This is a genomic window from Streptomyces sp. NPDC001536 (genome assembly GCF_042894505.1).
Classification (GTDB): Bacteria; Actinomycetota; Actinomycetes; order Streptomycetales; family Streptomycetaceae; genus Streptomyces.
Genome location: NZ_JBIAVQ010000023.1, coordinates 110,525 through 121,799, shown reverse-complemented (window position 1 = coordinate 121,799; position 11,275 = coordinate 110,525). Strand labels below are relative to the sequence as shown.

At 68.2% G+C, this 11,275-nt stretch carries 12 protein-coding genes; 9 read left to right on the top strand and 3 right to left on the bottom strand.

From position 1 onward, the window contains the following. Window positions 1-113 precede the first annotated feature (113 nt). From ACFY0U_RS42025 to ACFY0U_RS41990, 8 genes are all read left to right on the top strand, one after another. Window positions 114-758, top strand: a complete 645-nt coding sequence (locus ACFY0U_RS42025; RefSeq protein WP_388645305.1) for an HAD family hydrolase — start codon at window positions 114-116, stop codon at window positions 756-758. A gap of 141 nt (window positions 759-899) precedes the next feature. Further along, a complete protein-coding gene (locus ACFY0U_RS42020; RefSeq protein WP_388645303.1) occupies window positions 900-2,114 on the top strand; it encodes an MFS transporter in 1,215 nt (404 codons plus the stop codon). Further along, window positions 2,065-3,237, top strand: a complete 1,173-nt coding sequence (locus ACFY0U_RS42015; RefSeq protein ID WP_388645301.1) for an acetoin utilization protein AcuC — start codon at window positions 2,065-2,067, stop codon at window positions 3,235-3,237. Before ACFY0U_RS42020 ends, ACFY0U_RS42015 begins: the two co-directional genes overlap by 50 nt. A 141-nt stretch (window positions 3,238-3,378) precedes the next feature. Further along, entirely contained in the window at window positions 3,379-4,194 is an 816-nt protein-coding gene (locus ACFY0U_RS42010; RefSeq protein WP_388645299.1) for a phosphatase, read from the top strand. 129 nt (window positions 4,195-4,323) lie between these two features. Next, a complete protein-coding gene (locus ACFY0U_RS42005) occupies window positions 4,324-4,536 on the top strand; it encodes a helix-turn-helix domain-containing protein (protein ID WP_004984898.1) in 213 nt (70 codons plus the stop codon). Between the two features lie 156 nt (window positions 4,537-4,692). Beyond that, on the top strand, window positions 4,693-4,791 hold the full coding sequence (locus ACFY0U_RS42000; RefSeq protein ID WP_003948845.1) for a 30S ribosomal protein bS22: 99 nt from the start codon (window positions 4,693-4,695) through the stop codon (window positions 4,789-4,791). A gap of 258 nt (window positions 4,792-5,049) precedes the next feature. After that, window positions 5,050-6,111: an NAD-dependent epimerase/dehydratase family protein gene (locus ACFY0U_RS41995; protein WP_388645297.1), complete on the top strand. Its 1,062-nt coding sequence runs from the start codon at window positions 5,050-5,052 to the stop codon at window positions 6,109-6,111. A gap of 14 nt (window positions 6,112-6,125) precedes the next feature. Then, window positions 6,126-7,178 (top strand): lysophospholipid acyltransferase family protein, encoded by a 1,053-nt coding sequence (locus ACFY0U_RS41990; RefSeq protein WP_388645295.1) that lies wholly within the window; start codon window positions 6,126-6,128, stop codon window positions 7,176-7,178. A 69-nt stretch (window positions 7,179-7,247) separates the two neighbouring features. On the opposite strand, the gene ACFY0U_RS41985 is transcribed toward ACFY0U_RS41990, so the two are convergent. From ACFY0U_RS41985 to ACFY0U_RS41975, 3 genes are all read right to left on the bottom strand, one after another. Beyond that, entirely contained in the window at window positions 7,248-8,486 is a 1,239-nt protein-coding gene (locus ACFY0U_RS41985) for a DUF5667 domain-containing protein (RefSeq protein WP_388645294.1), read from the bottom strand. 246 nt (window positions 8,487-8,732) lie between these two features. Beyond that, on the bottom strand, window positions 8,733-9,506 hold the full coding sequence (locus ACFY0U_RS41980) for an ECF subfamily RNA polymerase sigma factor, BldN family (protein WP_046262116.1): 774 nt from the start codon (window positions 9,504-9,506) through the stop codon (window positions 8,733-8,735). 352 nt (window positions 9,507-9,858) lie between these two features. Continuing rightward, window positions 9,859-10,785: an HAD family hydrolase gene (locus ACFY0U_RS41975; RefSeq protein ID WP_388645292.1), complete on the bottom strand. Its 927-nt coding sequence runs from the start codon at window positions 10,783-10,785 to the stop codon at window positions 9,859-9,861. 118 nt (window positions 10,786-10,903) lie between these two features. Here ACFY0U_RS41975 and ACFY0U_RS41970 point away from each other — a divergent pair, with 118 nt between their 5' ends. After that, window positions 10,904-11,191, top strand: a complete 288-nt coding sequence (locus ACFY0U_RS41970; protein ID WP_388645290.1) for a glutaredoxin family protein — start codon at window positions 10,904-10,906, stop codon at window positions 11,189-11,191. Window positions 11,192-11,275: the final 84 nt, after the last annotated feature.

The following is an 11,275-nucleotide window of genomic DNA, read 5'->3' as shown; positions in this document are numbered from 1 at the left end:
GCGCCGATGGTACTGCAGGGGGGACCCTGTGGGAGAGTAGGACACCGCCGAACAATTTTTAGAAAAGGCCCACGCCATCAGGCGTGGGCCTTTTTGCGTTTAGGGTAAATGGCATGCGCTATGACCTGGTTATCTTCGACAACGACGGCGTCCTGGTCGACAGTGAGCCGATCTCCAACCGGCTGCTGGCCGGCTACCTCACCGAGCTTGGGCATCCGACGTCGTACGAGGACTCCATCCGTGACTACATGGGGTCCGCGATGCACCGGATCCACGACCTGATCGAGGAGCGGACCGGGGAGCGGTTGCCCGAGGACTTCGATGATGTCTTTCATGGGCGGGTGTTCGCCGCGTTCGAGCGGGAGCTGAAGCCGGTGGTCGGTGCTGTGGGGGTGTTGGAGAAACTGGCTGCGGAGGGGGTGGCGTACTGCGTGGCCTCGTCCGGGAGTCATGAGCGGATTCGGGTGGGGCATCGGACGACCGGGCTTGACCGGTGGTTCGAGGAGGCGCGGGTCTTCAGTTCGCAGGATGTGGGGCGTGGGAAGCCGGCGCCGGATCTGTTTCTGTATGCCGCCGAGCGGATGGGGGTCGCGCCGGAGCGGTGTGTGGTGGTCGAGGACAGTCCGTTGGGGGTGCAGGCGGCTGTCGCGGCCGGGATGGATGTGTACGGGTTCACCGCGATGACGCCCGCCGACAAGCTCGCTGATGCCACTCAACTCTTCTCCGACATGGGTGAGTTGGTGGGTCTGCTGGTCTGATCCGGGGTCGGGGTTCGGGTGGCGGTGGTGAGCCGGGTGGTCGCCGTCTGAGGCGTTGTGAGGCCTCCTTAACAAAGCTGAGCGAAATTCATCTTTGGCTGGATCTACCCACGGGTAGTCCGGGGCCCTACGCTCGCCGCCATGACAGATGTGCTGCGGCGCGGCAGGGCCTCGTTGGCGTTCAGCTTCTTCGCCCAGGGCGTGGCCTTCGCCCTGCTGGTGACCCGGATCCCGGCCATTCAGGACCGGTACGGGGTCTCCGACGCGTTGCTGCCGGCCTTTCTGGCCGCTGTGCCCATCCTCGCCGGGGTGGGGAGTGTGTCGACCGAGAAGCTGGTGAAGCGGATACCGCCCAGCCGGCTGCTGCGGTGGGCCCAGCCCGTCGTACTGCTGGCGCTGCTCGGGGTCGGGGCGGGTGGGTCGACGGTCGAGCTGGGGGTCGCGCTGGCCGCGTTCGGGCTCGCGGTGGGTGTGCTGGACGCGTCCATGAACATGCTCGGGGTGAGTCTCCAGCGGGCGTACGGGCGGAGCATCATGCTCAGCTTCCACGCGGTGTTCAGTCTGGGTGGGATCGTCGGGGCCTCGCTGGCGTGGGCGGGGGCGCACTGGGATCTCGCGTTGTTCGTGTCGTATCTGCCGGTCGTGGTGGTGCTGCTGCCGGCCGCGCTCGTCGGGAGTCGCTGGTACGTCGACGGGGGCGCCGAGCCGGTGGAGGACAAGGCCGGCGGTGAGGGTGGGGCCCTCGCCTTCAAGCTGCTGTTGCCGCTGTGTCTGGTGATGACCTTCGCGTACATCGGGGACTCGACCGTCTCCAACTGGAGCGCGAAGTATCTGCAGGACGTGCTGGGCAGCAGCGAGCAGATGGCGACCGTGCCGTACAACGTCTACATGGTCACCACTTTGATCGGGCGCGGCCTCGGGGACTTCGGGGTGCGGCGGTTCGGGGCCGTGGTGGTGGTGCGGGCGGGCGCCGTGGTGGCCGCGCTCGGGTTCGCGGTGGTGGCTTCGGCGCCCGGGGCCTGGGTGGGGATGCTGGGATTCACGTTGCTGGGGCTGGGGTTGTGTGTGCTGGTGCCGCAGACCTTCGCGGCTGCCGGGCGGTTGTTCCCCGGGGCTTCGGACGCTGCTGTGGCTCGGCTCAATGTCTTCAACTATGTCGGGTTTTTGATCGGTTCGCCCTTGGTGGGGGCGTTGGGTGATGCGTGGAGTTATCGCGGGGCGATGCTTGTGCCGATGGTGTTGGTGCTGGTGACGCTTGTGTACGCCCGGTCGTTCGACGCTCAACCGGACCGATACGGTGGCGGGCATGAGCGGCCGCGCACAGCTGATGTGGGACGAGGCAGTAACGGGCTATGACTTCGGTCCGGACCATCCGATGGATCCGGTCCGGCTGGCTCTGACCCGGGGACTGGTGAGTGCCTTCGGGCTGGACCGGGAGGTGGACGTCGTATCGGCGAAGCCTGCTGGGGATTCGACGCTCAGGCTGGTGCACCGGGAGGACTACATCGAGGCCGTGAAGGCGGCGTCGGTGGAGCCCGGGGCGGCGGACGGGTCGTATGGGCTGGGGACCATGGATGATCCGGCCTTCGCGGGGATGCACGAGGTGTCCGCACTGATCGCCGGGCAGTCGGTGGGGGCCGCCGAGGCGGTGTGGCGTGGGGACGCTCTGCACGCGGTGAACTTCGCGGGTGGGCTGCATCATGCGATGCCGGGGGGTGCGTCGGGGTTCTGTATCTACAACGACGCGTCGCTGGCGATCGCGCGGCTGTTGGAGCTGGGGGCCGAGCGGGTCGCCTATATCGATGTCGACGTGCATCACGGGGACGGGGTGCAGGCGTCGTTCTGGGAGGATCCGCGGGTTCTGACGATCTCCTTGCACGAGCATCCCCGGACTCTGTTTCCGCAGACCGGGTGGCCGGAGGAGACGGGGGCGGACTCGGCGGAGGGGAGCGCGGTGAATGTGGCGCTACCGGCGGGGACCGGGGACGCGGGGTGGCTGCGGGCGTTCCACGCGGTCGTACCGGAGTTGATCGCCGATTTCCGGCCGCAGGTGCTGGTGACCCAGCATGGCGCCGATACGCATTTCGAGGATCCGCTGGCCCATCTCGCTGTTTCGCTGGACGCGCAGCGGGCTGTGCAGGTGGCGTGTCACGACCTGGCGCACGAGTACGCCGAGGGGCGGTGGGTGGCGCTGGGCGGGGGCGGGTACGCGGTGGTCGATGTGGTGCCGCGGTCCTGGACGCATCTGGTGGGGATCGCCGCGGGGCGGGCCGTGGAGCCGGAGAGTGTGATCCCCGAGGGCTGGCGGCAGGAAGTGTTCGCGCGGACCCGGCAGTTGGCGCCCATGCGGATGACCGATGGGCGGTGGCCGGTGAGTTGGGCCGACTGGGAGGACGGGTACGACCCGGCGGACCGGTTGGACCAGGCGGTGCTGGCCGCTCGGCGAGCGGTGTTTCCGCTCCGGGGGCTGCTGGCGTAAGGCGGAGGGCTCGCTGGGGTAAAGCGGAGGGCTTGTCGGCGTAGGGCTTGTCGGCGTAGGGCGGAGGGCCCGTTACGCCAACTGTGCGGTGTTTCTTCGTTCGCCTCCCGTGTCCTGCTTCCGTCCGTCACCATCACTCCCGTGTTGAGCACCGGCGCGCTTCGCGCTCATCTGTTGGCTGCTCGTCTGGCTGGGCCCGTGGCTACCTCCCGGGAGGAGAGCCTGCGGAGTTATCGGCTTTTCGCTGCTCGTGATCCACGTGTGCTGATCGGGATCGATCCCGAGTGGACTTGGGGGCAGCGGGATTTGATCGGATTGATGGCCGATAAATGTGGGGTTTCTGGCGAGCCGAGGCATACCCAAGGCCATGATGTGATCGATCCTGAGCGGACTCTGGTCGCTCTGGATGCCTTCGCCGAGCGGATCGGGGCAGTTGCCCAGCGTGGCGGCACCGTGCTCCTCGGCACCGGGCATCCGCACCGACTGCTCGGGTTCTACGCCGCCTTGGCGGACGCGCTGTCGGCGGCGGGATGTACCGTCCTCACCCCTGCGCATGGTCGCTGTGTCGACATAACGACCCGGTTCGGTCTACGCACGTACAACCTTGACTACGTACGAGGAGTCGCGTTCGTGCGAGAACCGGGGGTGCCGAGCTCCGGTCGTGCGACCGGCGCACACACGCACTCGCCCCTCCCGGTTCGGGCTGCTCTGGCGGCCGCCGCGGACGAGGGCGGGGTGCTTCCCGAGCTGGTCATCGGGGATCACGGGTGGGTCTGCGGGGCAGGTCAGCTGGGGTTTGAGGCCATTGGGCTGGCCGATACCGATGACCCCGCGCTCTTCGTGGGGGAGGCCGAGGGGGTCGTGTCCGTCGTCGTTCCACTTGATGACGCTGTGCGGTCTGATTACTACCGGCCGCTTACCCGCTACGTACTCAATCGAGCGTGTCTGTCACAGTAGGCCGCCGATGGGTGCACCTCTTCCCCACTCGCATCACCCGCCCCTACATTGGGGAGTGAGCACGCAACGACGAAGAGTCACCGGAAGGGGAAGCCGGTGGCCGTCGAGTGCGGAAGGTTCAGGTGTGTCATGGCTGCAGCTGGCGAGAGGCCTCTGAACGAGGTTCAGTTCCTTACCGTGGCGGAAGTCGCCTCGGTGATGCGAGTGTCGAAGATGACCGTGTACCGGTTGGTGCACAGCGGTCATCTGCCCGCTATCCGGGTGGGGCGGTCCTTCCGCGTCCCCGAGCAAGCGGTTCACGAGTACCTTCGCGAGAGCTATGTGGGGGTGGAAACCGCCTGACGGCTGTGGGGCGGGGGGATCCTCAGGGCACAGCAGGGATCCCCCTTTCCCCCTCGATTACGAGCTCAGCGCTCGGGCGGGTAGGCTAGCCCCTCGTAGGTCGTATGGGCCCATGGCGCCCAAACGCCGAGTGATGAGAAGTGAGCGAGGGTAGTCGTGGGCTCTGTTATCAAGAAGCGGCGCAAGCGGATGGCTAAGAAGAAGCACCGCAAGCTGCTCAAGCGCACGCGCGTTCAGCGTCGTAACAAGAAGTAAGGCGACGCCGCGCAAGCAGCGTGATTTGTGGCCCCCCACCACACCCGGTGGGGGGCCACACGCATACCCGGAATCGGATGCGAAGCTCTGTGCGTACGTCTGACACCGGCTGGCTTGGTCTCGTCGTACGTCTGTGCAAGTCGTCACTTCGTGCATTCGGCGGTCATCACAGCGCAACATCGACCCGCTAGGTTGGCCGCAGACGGGGAACACGGCAGGGTACGCAGGGGACGAGTGCTTGAAGAGAGGCGCTGAATCTTGGGCAAGGTCGTGCTCGTGACCGGGGTGGCCCGTCAGCTGGGGGGCCGGTTCGTACGACGGATCCAGCGTGACCCGCGGGTGGACCGGGTGATCGCCGTCGACGCCGTGCCGCCGGAGCACCATCTGGGCGGCGCCGATTTCATCCAGGCCGACATCCGGCAGCCCACCATCGCGCGGGTGCTCGCGGAGACGGGCGCCGACACGGTCGTACACCTGGATGTGACGGCCATGGCGCTGGGCAGTGGCAGCCGGACCACGGTCAAGGAGACCAACGTCATCGGCACCATGCAGCTGCTCGGTGCCTGCCAGAAGTCGCCGACCGTCAAACGGCTGGTCGTGAAGTCCAGTACCAATGTGTACGGGTCCGCGCCTCGCGATCCGGCCGTCTTCACCGAGACGACTCCTCCCAAGTCGCTGCCCAGCGGCGGCTTCGCCAAGGACACCGTCGAGGTCGAGGGGTATGTGCGGGGGTTCGCGCGGCGGCGGCCCGATGTGGCCGTGTGTGTGCTGCGGTTCGCCAACATCCTGGGGCCCAGTGCCGATACGCCTCTCGCCTCGTACTTCTCGCTGCCCGTGCTGCCCACCGTGCTCGGGTACGACCCCCGGTTGCAGTTCGTGCACGAGGACGATGTCATCGAGGTGCTGCGGATCGCCTCGCACGAGCCGGAGCGGGGCACGCTCAACAGCGGGACGTTCAACATCGCCGGTGACGGGGTGCTGCTGCTGTCGCAGTGCTCGCGCAGGCTGGGGCGGCCGACCGTGCCGCTGTTGCTGCCGGCGGTCACCTGGGCGGGCTCGCTGGTGCGTACGCTCGGGGTGACGGACTTCTCGCCCGAGCAGATCCGGCTGCTCACACATGGCCGGGTCGTGGCGACGGACCAGATGCGCGAGACGCTCGGATTCCAGCCGAAGTACACGACGGCGGAGACGTTCGCGGACTTCGCGCGCGGTCGCGGACCCGGACTGGTGCCGCCGGAGGCCCTCGCGGGGGCCGTGGACCGGATCGCCGCGCTGCCCGTCCTGGGCGGCGGCCACCCCCCGACGCAGAGCGCCAACTGAGGAGCGCATCAACGATGGCGGACGCCAAGGTCATTCCGTTCGACGACGACCGGTCCCGTGGGGCTGCCGTACAGCGGCCGTCGCGGCGCCGGAGCGCGGGGAGCAGGCGCAAGGGGGCCGAGCCCGCGGTGGTCCGTGAGGTCCAGCCCCTGCCCAGCAGGGCGCCGGCGCAGGATGATGTCCCTGTGACGCGTGAGGAACAGCCGCCGCAGAAGGCGCAGGACGACGGCGGTATCGAGCGGCGGATCGCGGGCGGGCTGTCCTTCCTGCGGCGGCGGCTCACCGGTGACTACGACGTCGATGACTTCGGTTACGACGAGGAGCTGACCGACCAGGTCCTGATGTCGCTGCTGCGGCCGGTGTACGAGAAGTACTTCCGGGTCGAGGTGAAGGGCATCGAGAACATCCCGGCGGAGGGTGGCGCGCTGATCGTCGCCAACCACTCCGGGACGCTCCCGCTGGACGGTCTGATGATGCAGGTCGGCGTCCACGACAACCATCCCGCGGGACGGCATCTCAGGCTGCTCGCCGCGGACCTGGTCTTCATGCTGCCGGTGGTCAACGAGCTCGCCCGCAAGCTCGGCCACACGCTGGCCTGTGCGGAGGACGCCCAGCGGCTGCTCGGCCAGGGTGAGTTGGTCGGGGTGATGCCGGAGGGCTTCAAGGGCATCGGCAAGCCCTTCAGCGAGCGGTACAAGCTCCAGCGCTTCGGCCGCGGCGGCTTCGTCTCCACGGCGCTGCGCAACGGGGCGCCGATCATTCCGTGCTCGATCGTCGGCGCGGAGGAGATCTATCCGATGATCGGCAACGCCAAGACCCTGGCGCGTCTCCTCGGCTTCCCGTACTTCCCGATCACGCCGACCTTCCCTTGGCTGGGCCCGCTGGGCGCCATCCCGCTCCCGACCAAGTGGACGATCCAGTTCGGCGAGCCGATCCGCACGGACGGCTATCCGCCGGAGGCCGCCGAGGATCCGATGCTGATGTTCAACCTCACGGACCAGGTCAGGGAGCAGATCCAGCACACGCTCTACAAGTTGCTGGTGCAGCGGCGGTCGGTGTTCTTCTAGCGCTTTCAGCGGTACGACGATGGGGGCGCCCTTCCGGAGAAGGGCGCCCCCATCGTCGTACTGGAAGAACTAGCCCGCGTCCTCGCCGTCGATGCCCAGGCCGGGCAGGAGGCCCGGGAGGAGGGGCGGGAGCGTGACGTCCGGTTGGGACGGGATGCTCGTGGACGGGGAGGCCGTGCTGGTGCTGTCCTGGGTGGGGTCGAGCAGGCCGCCGGTGTTGCCGCCGAGGAGGCCGTCGCTCTCGCCTTCGGACGTGGAGGAGTTGCTGGGGCTCTTGGTGCCGGTCGAGCCGCTGTTGTCCGACGTGCCGTTGCCGGTGCTGGGCGCGGCCGTGCGGCCGGAGCCGGACGTGCCGGTGGACGCCGAGCCGGAACCGCCCTGCCGCTGGTCCTGGCCGCCGCCCTGGGCCGGAGGCTGGGGCAGCAGGGACTGGAGCGGGGCGACCTCTTCGTCTATGGCGTCGAACACCGACGACACCTGCTGACTGACATCGCCGAGCTGGACCGGCAGCCGGTCGCGGAGCGCGCCCCAGACCTCGCGGTGCGAGCGTGAGAAGGCGTCGAGGGCCTGGATGGGGCCCAGGGAGCCCGGGTCGCGCTCATACGCCTCATGGAGCAGCCGGTGGCCCTCGGAGGCGTCGTGCTGCATGCCGGACAGGGCGCGGCGGATCTCGCCCACGGACTCGTGGTCGAGGTGGCCGCCGCGGTCGCGGTCCATCAGCCGACGGGCCTCGTTGAGACGCGTGGAGGCCTGGTTGAGATAGGCCTGGCCGCGCTCGTCGTCCCCGTCGGACATGTAGTTGAGCTTGAAGTCCTCGATCCCGCGCTTCAGGCCGTACAGCGAGTCGCCCGGGAGGGCGTCCGAGCTGGCGGCGGCGACTCCGCCGAAGGCACCCGCGGCGACCCCGACACTGAGTCCGCCGGCCGCGAGGCCCTTGGTCAGTCGGGAACGCGGTCGCAGTTTGCCCAGCGGGGATGCCCGGTGTGTGCCCCGCGCCCGATGGGAACGCTGTTCGGGCACCGAGGGATCCGCTGCCTCGCCTCCGACGGTGCCTTCCTGGAGCATGGCCTCGAACGCGGCCACCAGCTGGGCCCGCTGGACGACCTTGACCTCGGGGTCCAGCTCCGGCCTGGGCAGCTCACCGAGACACTCCGTGAGGGCCAACATGCGGCCCTGCTCGGTCCGTTCCGCGGCTGCCGGGGCCGGGTCCGGTCCTTCGGAGTGCTCGGCCGCCGGACCCTGGTCGGACTCCTCCAGGGCCTGGGCGAAGGCGTTCGCCCGCCGGTGTGCCGATACGTTCGCGATCACTGGCGGCACCTCCTCTCGTCATGACGGTCGACTCCCCAGGGGGTCCTGAGGGTTGCACGCCCTGACGACTTCCACACGATCGAGTGAGCGAAGTCGGCCAGGGAGTGACCACAGGGAGCCTGCATCCTGCACAACGAGCGGCGCGGCACTTGGGTTACGGACTGCGGATGATCGGACCGCGAAGTCAACGAACTTTCACCGATGGTGAGTTGGCGGTCGCGGAGCGTGCGGAGCCGGTGGGCCGCCTCAGCGCGCGTCGTCCGGGAGAAGCCGGGCGAGGGTGCGCACGGCGCGGTACTGAAGGGTCTTGATGGCGCCCTCGTTCTTGCCCATCACGCGGGCGGTCTCCGCGACCGACAGGCCCTGGAGGAAGCGGAGCGTCACACACTCCTGCTGCTGTGGGTTGAGGCGGCGCACGGCGTCGAGGAGGGCGGCGTTGGAGAGGGACTCCAGGACGGAGTCCTCCGGGGATCGCTCGACCTCGTTGGCGTCGAGCATCTCGCCGGTCGTCACCTCGAGACGGAAGCGGCTCGACTTGAAGTGGTCGGCGACGAGGTTGCGGGCGATGGTCACCAGCCAGGCGCCGAAGTCACGGCCCTGCCAGGTGAAGGTGCCGATCCTGCGCAGCGCGCGCAGGAACGTCTCGCTGGTGAGGTCCTCGGCGGTCGCCTTCCCGCCCACCCGGTAGTAGATGTACCGGTACACGGTGTCGCTGTACTGGTCGTAGAGGCGTCCGAAGGCGTCGGCCTCGCCGGCCTGGGCGCGCTCGACGAGATCCATCATGCGGGCGCTGTCGCTGTCCGCGGCCGGGCGGCGCGCGGTGGTGGTGCCGGTCGAACGCCCTCGTCTGCCGACGGCCGCGGAGCCGTCGGCGAGTGCGTAGCACGGGCCGATCGGCGCCGTGGCTACGGCGAGGGCGGGGACGGCGTACGCGGTGGGGACGAAGCCGCGCAACAGGTCTTGGACCGTTGCGCGCAGCGTAGCCAGGCCCGAGGCGTCAACCCCGACGTGTGGGTACACGGGACTCCCAGAGGCAGAGCTTCCATCACGTGCAGTGCGGGACCGTTCACCCGTCGTAGCGACGGAGGGGTACCGGTTTGCGTCTGAGGAGAATAACGCTTCGTGCAGGCACTGCTACACCCAGTTGCTCAAATCATCGATTACGTCGCTTCTGTAACCGATTGGCGTCCTATCAAGTGCCGGAGAGTGACCGGTTGTTGATCAGATGAGATCGGATTCCGGTCAGGGTCGGGGCGTGTTGTGGCCGTGTGCCGACAAGAGGACTGGATGAGGAGGGTGGGGGGTACTTCTGGTTTTTCGGGCGCGAGTTCGTTGTGGCTGGTCGCGCAGTTCCCCGCGCCCCTTAGGTGGGTTAGCGGCGGCGGCGATGCAGAGCGATCGCGGCTGCAGTTCCTCCTGCTACCGCGCCTACGCCTGCTGCTGCCGGAATCCCCACCTTTGCCGCCTTGCGGCCCGTGCGGTAGTCCCTGAGGCGCCAGTCCAGGTTCCTCGCGTGCCTGCGGAGCTTGGTGTCCGGGTTGATCGCGTAGGGGTGGCCGACCAGGGAGAGCATGGGGATGTCGTTGTGGCTGTCGCTGTAGGCGGCGCAGCGGGACAGGTCGAGACCCTCCGCCGATGCCAGGGCTCGGACCGCCTCCGCCTTCGCGGGGCCGTGCAGGGGTTCGCCGACCAGTTTGCCCGTGTAGACGCCGTCCACCGACTCCGCGACCGTGCCCAGGGCGCCGGTCAGGCCCAGGCGGCGGGCGATCACTCCGGCGATCTCGACCGGGGCCGCCGTGACGAGCCACACCTTCTGGCCCGCGTCGAGGTGGGCCTGGGCGAGGGCTCGGGTGCCGGGCCAGATGCGTTCGGCCATGTACTCGTCGTAGATCTCCTCGCCGATGGACATCAGCTCGGAGACGCGGTGGCCCTGCACGATCGACAGGGCCGAGTCGCGGGCCTCCTGCATGTGTTCGGGGTCCTCGATGCCGGCCAGCCGGAACCATGCCTGCTGCCAGGCGAACCGGGCGAGGTCGCGGGTCTCGAAGAACTTCCGCTTGTACAGGCCCCGGCCGAAGTGGAACAGCGACGCACCCTGCATGACGGTGTTGTCGAGGTCGAAGAAGGCGGCTGCCTTGTCGTCGCCGAGTACCGGGAACTCCGGTTCCTCACCTGGGGCGGAGGTCTCCTCGACCTCCTGTGACGACTTGCGAGCGGCCTCCGCCGAAGCCTCGCCTGCCAACACGCTCCGCGCCGTGGCGGAGCGCCTACGGGGAGTGAGCCATCCGAGAGCGGCCATGGCGTGAGCATAGCCAGTTTGTTCGGAGCTTCCGGAGCCGAGAGGTTCGAAGGGTGTGAACTCTCCGCGACCGGGCCGTTAAACAAGGCGATCCCGGCCCCGCGCAGGCCGCGCGAGAATGGCCTACATGAGTCCCATCTTCCGTCGTAAGCCGGCCAAGGCCCCCGAGGACCGGCTCGTCACCCTCATCCGTAAGCCGGGGTGTCATCTGTGTGATGACGCACAGATCGTCATCGAGCGGGTGTGCGGGGATCTGGGGGTCCCCTGGGAACAGAAGGACATCTCCCAGGACGCCCAACTCCACGACCAGTACTGGGAACAGATCCCCGTCGTCCTGGTCGACGGAGACCAGCACACCTTCTGGCGCGTGGACGAGAAACGCTTGAGGACGGCACTGACCGAGTAGTCCAACTCCCTCGACCGGTCGCTTAGGATCGATGGCGACTTGGTCCTGGGGGGCGGGATTGTTGAGGAGAGTGTGCGGTTTTGC